This is a genomic window from Paenibacillus turpanensis, assembly GCF_011421635.1.
GTDB lineage: Bacteria > Bacillota > Bacilli > Paenibacillales > YIM-B00363 > Paenibacillus_AK > Paenibacillus_AK turpanensis.
The window spans coordinates 165,244-180,464 of sequence record NZ_WTLI01000002.1 but is presented as its reverse complement, the minus strand read 5'-3'; the positions used below and the strand labels follow the sequence as shown (position 1 = coordinate 180,464).

General features: G+C 47.7%; 11 protein-coding genes. 10 read left to right on the top strand and 1 reads right to left on the bottom strand.

Annotation, left to right across the window (positions count from 1 at the left end; translation table 11 throughout):
- Window positions 1–109: 109 nt before the first annotated feature.
- A complete protein-coding gene (locus GQS10_RS02440; RefSeq protein ID WP_166238649.1) occupies window positions 110–2,428 on the bottom strand; it encodes an AraC family transcriptional regulator in 2,319 nt (772 codons plus the stop codon).
- Window positions 2,429–2,718: 290 nt separating this feature from the next.
- On the opposite strand from GQS10_RS02440, the gene GQS10_RS02435 reads away from it, so the two are divergent.
- From GQS10_RS02435 to GQS10_RS02390, 10 genes are all read left to right on the top strand, one after another.
- A complete protein-coding gene (locus tag GQS10_RS02435; RefSeq protein ID WP_166238647.1) occupies window positions 2,719–4,248 on the top strand; it encodes an extracellular solute-binding protein in 1,530 nt (509 codons plus the stop codon).
- A 114-nt stretch (window positions 4,249–4,362) separates the two neighbouring features.
- On the top strand, window positions 4,363–5,322 hold the full coding sequence (locus tag GQS10_RS02430; protein WP_166238645.1) for an ABC transporter permease: 960 nt from the start codon (window positions 4,363–4,365) through the stop codon (window positions 5,320–5,322).
- A gap of 31 nt (window positions 5,323–5,353) precedes the next feature.
- The gene (locus GQS10_RS02425) at window positions 5,354–6,235 is read left to right on the top strand and encodes a carbohydrate ABC transporter permease (protein WP_166238643.1); all 882 of its coding nucleotides are present in this window, start codon (window positions 5,354–5,356) and stop codon (window positions 6,233–6,235) included.
- 102 nt (window positions 6,236–6,337) lie between these two features.
- Window positions 6,338–7,456: a prenyltransferase/squalene oxidase repeat-containing protein gene (locus GQS10_RS02420; RefSeq protein WP_166238641.1), complete on the top strand. Its 1,119-nt coding sequence runs from the start codon at window positions 6,338–6,340 to the stop codon at window positions 7,454–7,456.
- 6 nt (window positions 7,457–7,462) lie between these two features.
- Complete coding sequence (locus tag GQS10_RS02415) at window positions 7,463–8,695, top strand: MFS transporter (protein WP_166238639.1); 1,233 nt, start codon at window positions 7,463–7,465, stop codon at window positions 8,693–8,695.
- Window positions 8,696–8,741: 46 nt separating this feature from the next.
- Window positions 8,742–10,238, top strand: a complete 1,497-nt coding sequence (locus GQS10_RS02410; RefSeq protein ID WP_166238637.1) for a glycoside hydrolase family 28 protein — start codon at window positions 8,742–8,744, stop codon at window positions 10,236–10,238.
- A gap of 17 nt (window positions 10,239–10,255) precedes the next feature.
- Complete coding sequence (locus GQS10_RS02405) at window positions 10,256–11,284, top strand: dienelactone hydrolase family protein (RefSeq protein ID WP_166238635.1); 1,029 nt, start codon at window positions 10,256–10,258, stop codon at window positions 11,282–11,284.
- A gap of 157 nt (window positions 11,285–11,441) precedes the next feature.
- The gene (locus GQS10_RS02400) at window positions 11,442–13,007 is read left to right on the top strand and encodes a glycoside hydrolase family 43 protein (RefSeq protein WP_166238633.1); all 1,566 of its coding nucleotides are present in this window, start codon (window positions 11,442–11,444) and stop codon (window positions 13,005–13,007) included.
- On the top strand, window positions 13,008–14,414 hold the full coding sequence (locus GQS10_RS02395; RefSeq protein WP_166238631.1) for a glycoside hydrolase family 28 protein: 1,407 nt from the start codon (window positions 13,008–13,010) through the stop codon (window positions 14,412–14,414). It begins immediately after the preceding gene.
- 41 nt (window positions 14,415–14,455) lie between these two features.
- Window positions 14,456–15,136, top strand: coding sequence for an SOS response-associated peptidase family protein (locus tag GQS10_RS02390; protein ID WP_166238629.1), 681 nt, complete (start codon window positions 14,456–14,458; stop codon window positions 15,134–15,136).
- The last annotated feature ends 85 nt before the right edge of the window (window positions 15,137–15,221 follow it).

Here is a 15,221-nt window from a genome sequence, read left to right as displayed (position 1 = left end):
TAGAGCAGTAAATGATAATTATAGATGTTAGAGTCAAAAGAAATAGGGAAAAAGGCGAAGGATGAAAATCCTCGCCTTTTCCTTTTCTTGGACAGCTAAAAACATATCTCTATTCAGAGACACCATACTTGGTGCGGTATTGTCCCGGCGTCATCCCTTCCTGTTTGCGGAACGAACGAATGAAGTTTTGCGGGTTATTGTAGGTTAATTTCTGGGCAATATCTTTGATTGGCATATCTGTTTCTACCAGCCATTTTTTGGCCATGTTAAAGCGATACATCGACAAATATTCACTGAAAGACATACTCGTTTCTTTTTTAAATACGCTGCTCAAATAGAACGAATTGTAGTGAAGCTTGGAGGCGCATTCCTCCAACGTTAAATCCGTATCAAAATGTTTCTGAATCATATCGATAATTTGTTCCGATAAGTTCTGGTACTGGGAGTCGCGGCGATCCCTAAACACTTGAATCATCGGCATGATGATTTTGGTTTTAAACCACGCTTCAATTTCTGTATTCACATACAGCTGGAGCAATTCCTCATAGATCGGGCCTTCCTGTAAATCCAGCTGCTGCAATCGAATTCCCGCCTCCTGCATCACAATCATAAGATCGTTGAGCAGCCGCATTAATGAGATTTGATACTCGTGCGGGGAGCGCTCCATATGAAAAACTTCGTCAAGCCATTGTCTGAGCAGTTCAAGGGCCTTTTCTTCGTCCGCAAGCTTGATGGAATCGATTAATTCATTTTCGAGCAGCGAAGGGAACGGATAAATAAGGGTATGCTTTCCCGAATTGATGCTCGAGAAAGGAATGATGACCCCTTTACCGAGTTTTAGACGTTGTTTTAACGCTTCGATGCCTTCCTGATAAGCTCGTGCCGTTTTATGAAGCGATTTGAATGGAAGGCTTATGCCGATGCTGACATCTAAATCCAAAAATTGTTTGATTTTTTGTTGGATGGTTTCGGTTAACTTATAAATGTCGTCTCCGACTTGATCGTTTTTCGTGCTAAGGCTGCGAGACCGGACCATCGTAACCTGTGTCTGGTCCAAAATGACCGGCGGAAGCCGTTCTTCCTGAGGAACAATTTCTTCAATTATATTATTGATCGCAAACAAAAGAAGGTCTAAGTCCTTGCTGTCATATCGGGTTTGACCAAGCAGATCAATTTGCAGGGTAAGCACGACTTGACTTTCCCAGTCCTGCGTGTGGGCGCTAAAACCGAACAATTCAGCCTTTTGCTCGATTTCCGTCTTCGTTACGTTGCCCTGAAACAGCTTTGTTAAGAAAAAGGTCCGAACCTGCTGCGAATGCTTCGTTATTTCTTGTTTTAAGCTTGAGTTTGAGGTGAAAAGCTCATTCAAATGCTCGTTAATGATTTGGAATTCGTCTCTTTTTGTTAACTGCGGGTCGGGAATTCGCTCGGAAATGGCCGTTAAAATTGTTTTTACCGGCGTGTACATTTTACGGCTGCCGAACCACACTGCCGTTAATGAAACTCCGATCATTAAAATACAAACAAAGAGTGTAAACCAACCGATTGCACGCGAATCTTTTTTGATAACATTGAGCTCTGTAAAGGAAACATAAACCCAGTCATTAAAGCTGGAATGGGTATAAGTGACTGATTTTGCCCCGGAAGCAGTATTGATTTCAAATTGTCCGGTTTTTTCCGACATTTTCGCTGCGTCTTGTTCATTGAAATAACCAGCTTCGGCTAATGTAAGACCAACCTTTGATTCATCTGCATGAATAATAATCTGGTTTTCTTTATTGACGATCATGACCTCTCTTGCTTCTTGATGATTCTCCATTTCGGACGCTAAGAGGCACGCAGGGATCGTTGCAATCGCTAAACCGCGCTTTTCAAAGGTATGGTAAGGCATTTTTTTAACCAGATTAATCGTATATTTACAGCCGTAGCTCTCTGCGTCTGACTTGCCCAGTTCTCCGGTTTCGAGCAGTACCCAATTGGAGGTATAGGGCAGCTTAAACATATCGAGCAGCTTGTCCATCGTCGGATAGGAGTTTAATGGATATAAGCCATTGTTGTTAATAATCCAATTATTGTAGGCATTCAAAATAATTACATCGGTTACCTTTGTATCATAAGATTGAAGATGGCTTAATTCTTTTCTTATATTATTGTAGGTTTGAAAATCCAAATACGTAATCTTACGGTATGTTGCATCAAGCATCAAGTTTGAATTGACGACGTAATTCAAGGTATGGTCGATCGTTTTTAAGATTTGTTCTACGTTTCCGTTTGTTTGGCGGATGAGCTGGATGTTGCTGCGATCCACTTGTTCTTGAATAGCTTTAGAGGATTTCATATAGGAAAAATATCCTAAAATAATCAATGGGATAATGCTAATTATGCAGCCGTAAACAACCATTTTTCTATATAAAGAAAGTCGATTCATGTCATGCACCTCTCAGTTGAAAACGATGATAATCATTTATAGCTCAACATTCTTATTCTAATTTTTATGATAATCAAGGGCAATAATCATTTTATGGTGGATGATCATCAGATTAGATTGGCTGTAATTGTAATGCGTTTTGCGGTTCTCGCCTCTATTTATAAGGGAAGTACAGCCTGCGCTTCGGTTCCCTTATGCGAGGATTATATACGTAATTGCTGGCCTCTTGTTATATTGAGATCAGCAAGTCACCAACCAACAAACATTACAGAAAAAATGGAGGTCAACCCATGAACAAAAAACAGGTAAGCTTATTGCTTTCCACAACGCTTGCAGTTTCATTAGTTGCTGGTTGCGCGTCTGGTACTAAAGAAGCAGAACAACCAAACGCAGCTGGTGGACAGGCTGAAGCACCAAAAGGACCTACGAAGATCAGCATCATGGCGAACTTGCACACACCTGAAGTACCATCTGACATGATTGAAAAGCTTGTTGAAGAAAAAGCAAATGTTGACTTGGATATCCAATGGGTACCGGACGGCAGCTACGAAGAAAAGTTGAACGCTTCCTTTGCAACAGGAACACTTCCGCAAGTTGTTTATATGAAGAACCAAACTTCCTTAATTATGTTCCGTGACGCGATCCGTAACAACCAGTTCTGGGAGATCGGGCCTCTTTTGAAGGACTACCCGAACCTGAGCAAGCTGGATAAGAACGTATTGAACAACGTATCGGTTGACGGAAAGATTTACTCCCTGTATCAAGAGCGTCCGCTGTCCCGCCAAGGCTTGATCTACCGTAAGGACTGGGCTGACAATCTCGGCTTGAAGGCTCCGACAAATACGGAAGAATTGTACGCAATGGCGAAAGCGTTCACAGAGAATGACCCGGACAAAAACGGCAAGAAGGATACAATCGGCATTACTGACCGCAGCGATTTGGTTTACGGCGCTTGGAAGACCGTTGCATCGTACTTCGGCGTACCGAACAACTTCGAAGTGAAGGACGGCAAAATTCAGCCGGAATTCATGAATCCGAACTATGTGGAAACATTGAAATACTTTAAGCGTCTTCACTCCGAAGGCCTGATTAACAAGGACTTCCCTGTAACAAGTAAGACGGACCAGCAAAACCTGTTCATCACTGGTAAAGCAGGTATGTACATCGGCTCCATGGGAGACGTAGTAAGCTTGCATACCAAAATGATCGATGTTAACCCTAACATTGTACTCGATGTTCAGAACGATATCAAAGGGCCGCAAGGAACATTCCAAGTCTGGGCAATTCCAGGTTACGGTTCCGCAACATTGTTCCCGAAATCTGCTGTAAAAACAGAAGCTGAGCTGAAAGCTATTCTTTCCTTCTATGACAAATTGATGAGCCCTGAGCTCGGCAACCTGATTTACTGGGGCGTAGAAGGTCCTCACTATAAGAAGGAAGGCGACAAGATCGTTCCTTCCGAAGATAAGAAGCTGACTGATCGCGAAGTTAAAGCGTACCAAGCGCTTCAAGTTGGTGGCGAAAGCTCGATCGATATGTTCGTTCCGATCCACACCCTTCCTGCAAAGGATAAGGCAGAAAAGCTAGTTAAAGATAACAACAAATCCTTGATCCATGATCCAACTGCACCGCTTGATTCCAAGACGTATGCAGAAAAAGGCGCAAGACTTCAAGAGCTGATCAAAGACGCTACGTACAAGTACATTCTTGGCAGCATCGACGAAGCAGGCTTCCAGAAGGCTGTAGATCAGTGGAAGTCTGAAGGCGGAAACGCAATCATGGAAGAGTTCACAGCTTCCTACAACGCAGCAAAGAAATAATAAAAATAAAAAAACACAGAAATCGTGAATTATGGGACGCGAATTCAATCGCAAAGGCTGTTGAGATCCAACAGCCTTCCCCATGGTTCATGAATAGGAGAGGAAGATCGAATCATGAACGATACGGCCGCAGGAACCTCGATGGTACCAAAGGCGAAGCCAAAAGGCGAATCGGGACTCATGAGAAGGATAATCAAAAACCGGGCACTGTACCTTATGATTTTGCCTGGCATGCTGTACTTTATCATTTTCAAGTATATCCCGATGGGCGGATTGGTTATCGCTCTACAAGATTACAAACCATATCTGGGCATTACAGGCAGTGAATTTGTAGGCTTTAAACACTTTGAACGTCTCTTTACAGAACCGATGTTCTGGACCATCTTACGTAACACACTCTTATTGTTTGTCATGAACTTATGTTTTTATTTCCCAGTTCCGATTATTTTAGCGGTCATGCTTAACGAAGTGCGCCGCGAAGCATTTAAGAAAATCGTACAAACGCTTGTTTATATCCCTCACTTTATGTCTTGGGTAATCATCGTTTCCATCACATTCGTTATGCTGTCCATGGACAGAGGTTTAATTAACGAATTGCTAGTTGTGATGGGCTTTGAAAAGATTAACTTCTTGCTTTCGAATGAGTGGTTCCGCCCGATGTACATTCTTCAAGTCATTTGGAGAGAAGCGGGCTGGGGTACAATTATCTATCTTGCTGCCATGGCTGCAATTGACCCAGGTCTTTATGAAGCAGCGAAAATGGATGGTGCAGGTAGACTGAAGCAAATTTGGCATATTACGCTCCCGTCGATCCGCAGCGTTATCATCGTATTGTTGATCCTGAAAATCGGCGACGTATTAGAGCTTGGCTTTGAACATGTGTATCTACTCCTGAACTCGATGAACCGTGAGGTTGCGGAGATTTTAGATACTTACGTATATACAGCCGGCTTGAAGCAAGGTCAGTACAGCTTCAGTGCCGCGGTTGGCTTCTTCAAATCCTTCATCGGTCTAGTTCTTGTAATGGCAGCGAACAAGCTGGCGAAGAAAGTCGGAGAAGAAGGCGTTTATTAAAAATAGAGCATTTTAGGAGGGCAGGAGACCCATGCCGAAGGATACTACACTCGGAGGCCGCATATTTGATGCGGTAAACTATACGCTTCTTACCATTATCGGTTTAGTTACTGTATTGCCTTTTATCCACGTAATCGCCGGCTCGTTCACGACTGTACAGGAGTTAGCGGAAAAGCAGTTTGTTATTATCCCGACCGTCTGGTCACTGGATGCTTATAAATACGTATTCTCCACAAACGTTATTTTTAAAGCACTTGGAGTTTCGATCGGTGTTACCCTGTTAGGTACATTGTTCAGTATGTTCCTAACTTCTTTGATGGCTTACGGTTTGTCCCGCCGCGATTTGGACGGACGCAGAACGATCATGTTCGCTGTCGTATTCACAATGCTTTTCAGCGGCGGTATGATCCCTACGTTCCTTGTTGTTAAATCGATGGGATTGATCGACACTTATGCAGCACTCGTTGTTCCGGTTGCCATTAATGCATTTAACTTGATTATCATGAGAAACTTCTTCCAGAACCTTCCAGATGGTATTGAAGAATCTGCGAAGATTGACGGCTGCAGCGACTGGGGAATTTTGTTCCGTATCGTTATTCCTCTTTCGATGCCGGCAATTGCAACCATCTCCTTGTTCTACGCTGTAACGTACTGGAATACGTACCTTCAAGCGATTTTGTACTTGAACGACGCTGCAAAATGGCCGGTACAGGTTATTCTTCGCCAGATCGTTATCTTGGCGAGCGGCCTTGCTGCTGATACTTCCGGTTTCGACGATAGCTTCGTTGCACCGCCGGAGCAAACGGTTAAGATGGCTGTTATCGTAGTAGCGACACTTCCAATCCTTATCGTGTACCCGTTCCTGCAAAAGCACTTTGCAAAAGGCGCACTGCTTGGTTCGATCAAAGGTTAAGGCATATCTGATCTTCAATTTAAGAAACCACGAACCCATCCATGTTTAACGGGTGGGTTCGGTTTTCTATAAACGATAGTAGAGAGAGGAAAGGGACCTAGGATGAGCGCTGTTAAAGAACACATTAGAGAAATGCTGACTGAAATGGATACTTCTTTTAACGGATTCTTCGAATGGCTGGAAGCGCAGTATGATCCGGCTAGCGGAGGTTTTTTTTATGCGCGCAGCTCCAAGCTTTCCGAAAAATTTACGCCTGACATCGAATCAACGGCTCAAGCCTTGAATATCATCGAGCGCTGCGGATTATTAGGTAATCTGGACGAGCAGATGAAGCAGGGCTTGATCCGTTTTTTTCAAAGTAAGCAGGATCCGAGCACCGGGTATTTTTATGATGCCGATCTGAATATGAAGGATGATGAGGTCATGGTCGGGCGCGCGATTTCTTACAGCGTGGGCTCGATTCGTAAGCTCGGCGGGAATGTGCTTTACCCGCTTCCCAACTCAAACAGCGCGGCGCCGGATTACATACGGAGTCCGCAGGCTTATGCGGAGTGGCTCCGCAGCATTGATTTGTGCAACAGCTGGAGAGGCTGTGACCGCTTGTGCAATTCCTCGCCTTATTTGAGGCAGATGGATGCGAAGACAAGAGAGCCCTTCCTGCGGGAAGCATTAAATTACTTCGCTGAAATTCAAAATCCGGAAACGGGTCTATGGGGTGAAGGCTCGTGGTATGTGAGAGTATCCGGAACCTTTAAGCTGCATACGTTCTACGGCAGCTTTGATGTTCCGATGCCACGACTTCAGCAAATGTATGAAAGCCTAAAGTATACACTCGAGCATGACATTGCCAAAGATATGTGCTATATCCGTAATCCGATCAATTTGCTTCACTCGATGCAAATTGATATTTCGGATGAGGATCTTGAGTTTATTACGGAGGTCACGCTAAAAAATCTACTAAAGCTTAAGCAATCCGACGGCGGTTTTTCGCGTGAGCTTGATCATTCGCCGACTGCGCCGAATGTGGCCCAAGTGAAAAAGAATGAGTTCTACCCTGATATGCCAAAGCCGGTTCATCTCGGGTTAGGTTTACGGGAAGGCGATATGAATGCGGGTACTCAAGCGACCCTCATTCGCTGGTCCTTGTATGATCTTGCAGGCTTGGAGAAGCCTAAGCTGGAAATTCCTCCGTACTTATTTGCGGGATACCGCAAGGGGTAAACGTGGATGAATGCTGACAATCGAAGCAAGCCCCATGTGAAGCTGCCGCTTGAGGCTTCGATTACATTGCTGAATCATGGAATTTATCAGTTTGGGAATGCGTTATCTACCATTTTCGTGAACCTGTACCTTTGGCGTTTGACCAATGATTTATGGATCAACGGCGCGTATAATCTGCTTGTCTTGATTTCTGCGCCGATCGCAACCGTTTTTGTCGGAAAGCTGGCGAAGCAGAAGGATCGGCTGCTGGCCTACCGCCTCGGTATTTTTTTGACAGCCATATTTTACTTGTGTATTCTACTCGCGAAGGAAGCAATGGTGCAGTACTTTGTAGTGTTCGCCATCCTGCGCGGAGTTTCTAATGCGTTTTACTGGCTGGGTCATTTTACGATGATTTATGATGTAACGAACAACGAGAACCGGCATCGTTACTTGGGCTTCAATTTGATTGTTACCAACGCTGCTATGCTGGCCGGCCCCTCGGTTTCCGGTTTGATGATCGGGATGTTCGACGGACTTCAAGGCTACACGATTATTTATACGCTTGCTTTCGTAATGTTTTTAGTATCTACGTTAATCAGTTTAAAAATGAAGCCCGTACCGGCCCAGCATAAAACCTACTATTTAAAATACACGTGGCAAATGATTCGGAAGTATCCCCAGTTCGGCCGGTCCTTATTTGGCTGGTTTATACTTGGCTTTCCGCAAGGGATCATGTCGTATATACCGGCAATTCTGCTGTATCAGGCGATCCCAAAGGAATCGTTTGTCGGTTATATCAATGTTGGCTTTACGGCACTGACGATGATCGCCAGCTACGGAATGGCCAAAACGGCGACCGAGGAACGGACGAAGCTTTATTTGTTGATTGCCGCCTGGGCGGTTGTCCTTTCCGCTCTACCTTTAACCTTAGGAATGACGCTTTGGACAGTTATTCTTTTTATGGTTATTTACTCGCTGAGTAAGCCGCTGCAAACCAATTCGTACACCGCGCATTACTACAAAATGAGCAGTGCGCTGCCGCTCAAAGAAAACTTTAAAATTGAAGCGGTCGTGACGAGGGAAACTTCTATTAATATGGGGCGAGCGTCTGGTATTGTCGTGTTTATGCTTTTTTCAAGCCAGATGGATGGGGCCTTTATGGCTTGGGTTCTCGTCTTCGCCATGGCGACACAGTTGTTTATTAACCGGCTGATTTTTAACAGCCGGGATCATGCTATACAAAAGACTGCAAGCTAGACGATCAACTAGACGAAAAATTTATTCGGATGTAGGAGGAACACACATGGCACAGTTTGACATTACACAATTTGGAGCGATTGGCGACGGTGTTACAGATAATACGGCAGCGATCGCAAAGGCAATTGAGGCTTGCAGCGAGGCAGGAGGCGGCACGGTTGTCGTTCCGGCAGGAACGTTCGTTACCGGACCGATTCAGCTGAAGAGCAACATGGTATTTTATGTAGGTGCTGGCGCTACGATTTTATTCTCGGACGATTTTGAGCGTTATACTCCGGTTGAGTCCCGCTGGTCCGGCTACGAGTGCTACAGCTACTCACCGCTCCTGTTCGGCACTGGTCTGAAAAACGTCTCCGTAAAAGGGGAAGGCGTTATCGACGGTCAAGGGAAGAAGTGGTGGAACGCGTATCGCGAGCTGAAGAAAGGTGTGCTGCCGGATTCGGGCATCCGCACACAGCTGCTTGAATTGAACCGTGCGAAGCTGGAAAGCATCAAGAGCAACATCGTTGAAATGGAAACACAATTTTTGCGCCCGCCGCTTTTCCAGCTCATCAACTGTGAGCATGTAGTAATTGAAGGAATTACACTGCAAAACTCCCCATTCTGGAATACGCATCTTGTGTACTGTAATGATGTTATTATTCATGGGGCGACAATCCGCAACCCGTCCGATACGCCAAACGGCGATGGAATCGACCTCGATTCCTGCGTGAATGTACGTGTTTCCGACTGTTTCTTTGACGTTGGCGATGATTGCTTATGCTTGAAATCCGGCATCGATGAGGACGGGCGCCGCGTTGGCCGTCCGACAGAAAATGTTGCGGTAACAAATTGCACCATGCTTCGCGGCCACGGCGGTGTTGTGCTTGGCAGTGAAATGTCGGGCGATATCCGTAACGTTGTCATTTCCAACTGTATTTTCATCGGTACGGACCGCGGCATTCGCTTAAAAACGAACCGCGCTCGCGGCGGGATTGTGGAAGATTTGCGCGTAAGCAACATTTTTATGAAGGATGTGCTTTGTCCGCTGGCGATCAACGGTTTTTACCGTTACGGCGTTGACGAATCCAACCCGCTGATGACCAGCCAAGAGGCGGTGCCGGTTGGGGAAGGGACGCCAATTATTCGCGGGCTTTATATTAGCGATATTACAGCGAAAAATGCGTTGGCAGCGGCAGGCTTTATTTATGGATTGCCGGAAATGCCGATCGAAGACGTTGTTCTGAAAAACATTACGATTGAAATGACATTAAATCCTGACGAACAGGGCGGCGAGCCGGATATGGTGCGCGAGCACCGCATTATGGCGGGCGACGGAGTGCTCTGTAAGCATGTACGCGGTTTAGAAATTCAAGGCGTACGCATCGAAACTCGTCAAGGACCGGCATTGCTGCTGGAAGATTCGCAGGATGTGACGGTTTCCGGGCTTGACATGAGACGCCGCCATAACGACACGCCGGTAATTTCGGCTTCTAAAGTAGCGGGCTTGAACGTAACTGGAGCACGTTCGGATGAAGCGGGATATCTCGCACTGAACTCCTAAGCAGGACGGTGCGGACTATGTATAATCCGGACGCATATATTGAGAATCTGCTTGATCGGCTCGAACAAAAGCGTTCCGAAGATCAGCGTCCTTGGCTAGAGCGGAAGCATGCGCTTCGCGGTGCCGTAACCCAGGCGCTCGGCAGTTTCGGGGAAGAGGGGCTTCCGCCCCTTGATCCCGTTGTGCTCGAGAGGGATGAGGTGGACGGACTGATTCGGGAACGGCTGGAGTATACAACGGCGCACGGACTGCGCGTTCCCGCTTATGCGGTTTACCCGAAGGAGGCGCTTGCGAAGGGCAAGCTGCCTGCAGTCTTGGCATGGCACGGCCATGGGTATGGCGTAAGGGAATCCGTAGGTTATGCGGTTGACGGCAGCTCAAATAAGGATAACCCTGGATGTCATAACAATTTTGTGCTGGAGCTTGCCAAAAAGGGCTTGTTTGTTCTTACTCCGGAGGTGGTTGGCTTCGGCAGCCGGAAGCTGGAGGAGGATATGTCGGCGCCGGAGGCGAATGCGAATTCGTGTTATATGTTGTCCGTCGCGCTGCTGATGGCCGGCAAAACCTTGGCCGGACTCCGTGTGTTTGAAGCGGTACGCGCTGCCGATTATTTGCTTTCACGCGACGAGATCGATCCAGACCGTCTCGGCTGTATCGGTTTTTCGGGCGGCGGTGTGATCGCCTCGCTTTCTTCCGCCTTGGATTCACGTATCAAGGCATCGGTCATTTGCGGATATACGAATACATACCGGGGAAGCATTCTGGATCGCAGGCATTGCCTGGATAATTACGTTCCGGGCACGCTGGTGCATGCGGAAATGCCGGAGGTCATAGGCCTTATCGCACCGCGACCGTTATTTATTGAATCGGGAGCGGGGGACCATCTGTTCCCTGAACGTCATGTGCGCCATGCGATTGAGGTTTTACGAGGCATTTATGAGAAGGAAGGCTGTGCTGAACGGCTTCAATTTGATATCCATGAGGGCAAGCATGAGATCAGCGGACGAACGTCCTTTGATTGGCTCGCGTCCGTACTGCGAAGCTAAATTTGCAGTGTTGCCGGCATGCACGAGTTTTGGCGCCGCAAGGCGCCTTTGCTCATTTTTTTATAAGGTTCCGCTAATCGCGGTCATTCAGCTTTGATAAGACTTCAATAGATGTTAAACAGTGACCGGGATTGGACATTTATGGAGGTGTTTCCCAATGAAAACGTTCCGTAATCCAATTTTGTCAGGTTGTTATCCCGACCCTTCCGTTTGTCGAGTGGGGGAGGACTATTACATGGTTACCTCTACCTTTGAATATTTCCCGGGTGTTCCGATTTTCCACAGCAAGGATTTGGTAAATTGGCGGCAGCTCGGTCATGTGCTGGATCGCCCTTCCCAGCTGAATTTGGACGGAACACCTTGCTCCAAAGGGATTTATGCGGCTACCATACGGTATCACGCAGGAGTTTTCTACATGATAACGACGTTTGTGGAGAGTGTGGAAGGCGAACGCCGCAACTTCTACGTAACAGCGGAGCGTCCGGAAGGACCATGGTCCGATCCGGTTTGGCTTCCTGGGGCACCGGGGATCGATTCCTCGTTGTTTTTTGACGACGACGGTAAAGTATATTTCACGGCAAACCGGAGACCGCCGCAAGGACAGCAGTATCCGAAGCATATGGAAATTTATATGCAGGAGCTGGATATCAAGGAAGGGAAGCTCGTCGGCCCGACCTACAGCCTTTGGGATGGCGCTTTAAAGTACATTCATGCCCAGGAAGGGCCGCATATTTATAAAGTCGACGGTTATTATTATTTATTGATCGCGGAAGGCGGAACGGGTCACACTCATTCGGTGACAATTGCACGCAGCGAATCGATTACCGGACCTTATGAGGGCTGCAAATCCAACCCGATCTTGACACACCGTCATCTTGGAAGGCAGCACGGCATCGTAAATGTCGGCCATGCCGATATGATTGAAACGCAGAATGGCGAATGGTGGATGGTATGCCTAGGATCACGGCCTTACGGAGGTTACTACCGTAATTTGGGTAGAGAAGCGTTCCTTGTCCCTATGATATGGGAGGAGGGCTGGCCTGTCGTTAATCCGGGAAAAGGCATCGTCGAGATGGAAATGCCATTTCCGAATTTGCCGGAAACGCGCTGGAGCTCTCAGCCGGCGTGCGACCATTTTGAAAGTGCGGAGTTAGGTTTGCAGTGGAACTTTATTCGCACCCCGCGCGGGGAATTTTGGAGCTTACGCGAACGGCCAGGTTATTTGCGGCTTCATCTGAAGCCGGACTCCATTACCAAGCTGGAAAATCCAAGCTTTGTCGGACGGCGTCAGCAGCATATAAACATGTCCGTGCGTACCGTAATGGAGTTTACGCCAGCGTCGGAACATGAATGCGCAGGGCTTGTGCTGCTGCAAAACACGGATTTTCAGTTCCGTATGGAGCTTGGCCGCAGAGAAGGTCAGTCGGAGCTTCGCCTAGTCGAGCGCAGGGCCGGAGAAGAGCGTGTGCTTGCGGCGCATGAAGTGGATGTAGGAAAGCTTTATCTTAAGGTAGAGGCAATCGGGCAATCCTATCGGTTCTACTATGCGGTTTCCGCAGAGCAGTGGATTGCATTATATGAAGATGCCGACGGCACGATCCTAAGCTCCGATGTGGCCGGAGGGTTTGTAGGCGCGTACATCGGCTTATATGCCGGAAGCAATGGATCCGTTTCTAACAATTACGCAGATTTTGATTGGTTTGAATATAAGGAGGAGCAGTAAATGATGACGAATGAAATGCCAGAAATCAAAGTACCCAACATTCCTGACCGTACATACCGCATTACCGACTTTGGAGCAGTAGCTGATGGCATAACTCTCAATACGGAGGCAATCAACCGTGCGATTGAGCAGTGTGCTGCTCAAGGGGGCGGAAAGGTTGTCATTCCTGCTGGTACGTGGCTGACCGGACCGATCCACCTGAAAAACAACATTGAGCTTCACGCGGAGAGCGGCGCACTTGTTGTATTCAGCAAGGATCCGCGGCATTATCCTCTGATTGAAACGATGTGGGAGGGCAATCAAGCAATCCGCTCGACGTCCCCGATTAATGGCGTCAATTTGGAAAATATCGCGATTACCGGCGAGGGAATCTTTGATGGTAACGGAGACGCTTGGCGTCCGGTTAAGCGGTTCAAGATGACCGATAAGCAGTGGAATGCGCTGCTTCAATCCGGCGGTGCGGTGGAGCAGACGAAGGAAACGGAAATTTGGTGGCCGAACGAAGGCGCGCTTCAGGGCGGGAAGGCCGTAGCGGCGCTGCAAAAATCGGAAGCTACGCAAATTTCGGATTATGAGCCGTATCGTACCTACCTCCGCCCGGTGATGCTTAATCTTAGACATAGCAAAATTATTCGCTTGGAAGGCGCGACGTTCCAGAATTCGCCGGCTTGGAATCTGCATCTGTACGATTGCGAGCACATTACGATGCGCCGTGTCGCCGTGCGCAACCCATGGTACGCGCAAAACGGCGACGGTCTTGATCTGGAATCGAGCCGCTATGCAATCGTGGAAGATTGCACCTTTGACGTCGGGGATGACGCGATCTGTATGAAGTCGGGCAAAAATGAAGAAGGCCGCCGCTTCGGCAAGCCGGTCGAATGTGTAATCGTTCGGAACTGTACCGTGTTCCACGGCCATGGCGGTTTTGTCGTGGGCAGCGAAATGTCTGGCGGAGCTCGCAACATCGTAGTGGAAAATTGCAGCTTTATTGGAACGGACGTCGGATTGCGCTTCAAGAGCACCAGAGGGCGCGGCGGTGTCGTAGAAAACATCGTCATCCGCGGTATTCAAATGAAGGATATTGCCGGACCGGCCATCAGCTTCAACTTATTCTACGGCTTATCCCAAGAGCAGGCCCAGCCGGTGCCGGTATCCGAAGAGACACCGGAATTCCGCAATATCATGGTTGAAAATGTATCCTGTGCCGGCGCGAAGCAGGCTATAGAAATTAAGGGCTTGCCGGAGCTTCCGGTAAACCGGATCTTCATGGACGGCGTAACGATCGAAGCCGATCGCGGGGTTACCGTATGGAACGCGAAGGATATCGTATTTAAGAACACGAAGATTGTGGCCAAAGAAGGCGAGACTTGGAATGTCTCTGAAAGCGAAAATATCCAACTTCCATAAATACATGATTTTCCCAACCTAGAGCATACTTGGAGGGAAAGGTGGTCGAAGCCATTATGTGCGAACGATTTTCCCTCAAGGCGGATGCTCGCGACTTAACAGAACGATATCAAATTGACCGTGTGCTTGTGTATGCTGCAAATCGTCACGAAATCGGTCCGATGCAGGAGATCGCAGCTGTCATCGTGCGGGAGGGTGAGCGGCAGCTTGATCAATTCCGATGGGGACTGCTGCCGTTTTGGGCGAAGGGTTCCCAGCTTGCCGATCAAAGCATTATTTTTGGAAGCAGGGGGCTGGATCGGCTGGTCCGCAAGCAGCGCTGTGTGATTCCCTCGGATGCGCTGTATGTGTGGGAGCGTAGAAGCCGCCGCCGAATGACCGGTCTTATGCGGATTGCCCTACCCGAACGTGAAGTGTTTGCGATGCCGGGTTTATATGAGGAATGGCGCAGCGCTTCTGGTGAAATGGTCCGCTGCTGCACCATTATCACGACGGTGTCGATCCCGGATGTGCTCCCTTACCGGGAACAAATGCCGGTGCTGCTGCCGTCACATTCCGCAGATGCTTGGCTGGATCCGAGTTTAACCGATAAGCAGGAGCTGACTTACGTTCTGGAGAAGAACGAAAATAAGCGTTTGCGGATGTATGCGGTACGCTCGTTTGAAGATTATGCCGAGGAAGACGGAGAAGAGCTTACATCAAATCCTGTTGCCGCTTGGTGACAGGATTTTTCTCCAGCATCGAATGGTTATTGAGACCGTACCCACTTTCTGGTAACGTAAAGAAAGAAGCAAGCGGGGGAAGAAA

Excerpts from the sequence above, each read along its gene's own strand:
- GQS10_RS02440 (WP_166238649.1), bottom strand. The coding sequence starts at position 2,428 with ATGAATCGACTTTCTTTATATAGAAAAATGGTTGTTTACGGCTGCATA.
- GQS10_RS02435 (WP_166238647.1), top strand. The coding sequence starts at position 2,719 with ATGAACAAAAAACAGGTAAGCTTATTGCTTTCCACAACGCTTGCAGTT.
- GQS10_RS02430 (WP_166238645.1), top strand. The coding sequence starts at position 4,363 with ATGAACGATACGGCCGCAGGAACCTCGATGGTACCAAAGGCGAAGCCA.
- GQS10_RS02425 (WP_166238643.1), top strand. The coding sequence starts at position 5,354 with ATGCCGAAGGATACTACACTCGGAGGCCGCATATTTGATGCGGTAAAC.
- GQS10_RS02420 (WP_166238641.1), top strand. The coding sequence starts at position 6,338 with ATGAGCGCTGTTAAAGAACACATTAGAGAAATGCTGACTGAAATGGAT.
- GQS10_RS02415 (WP_166238639.1), top strand. The coding sequence starts at position 7,463 with ATGAATGCTGACAATCGAAGCAAGCCCCATGTGAAGCTGCCGCTTGAG.
- GQS10_RS02410 (WP_166238637.1), top strand. The coding sequence starts at position 8,742 with ATGGCACAGTTTGACATTACACAATTTGGAGCGATTGGCGACGGTGTT.
- GQS10_RS02405 (WP_166238635.1), top strand. The coding sequence starts at position 10,256 with ATGTATAATCCGGACGCATATATTGAGAATCTGCTTGATCGGCTCGAA.
- GQS10_RS02400 (WP_166238633.1), top strand. The coding sequence starts at position 11,442 with ATGAAAACGTTCCGTAATCCAATTTTGTCAGGTTGTTATCCCGACCCT.
- GQS10_RS02395 (WP_166238631.1), top strand. The coding sequence starts at position 13,008 with ATGATGACGAATGAAATGCCAGAAATCAAAGTACCCAACATTCCTGAC.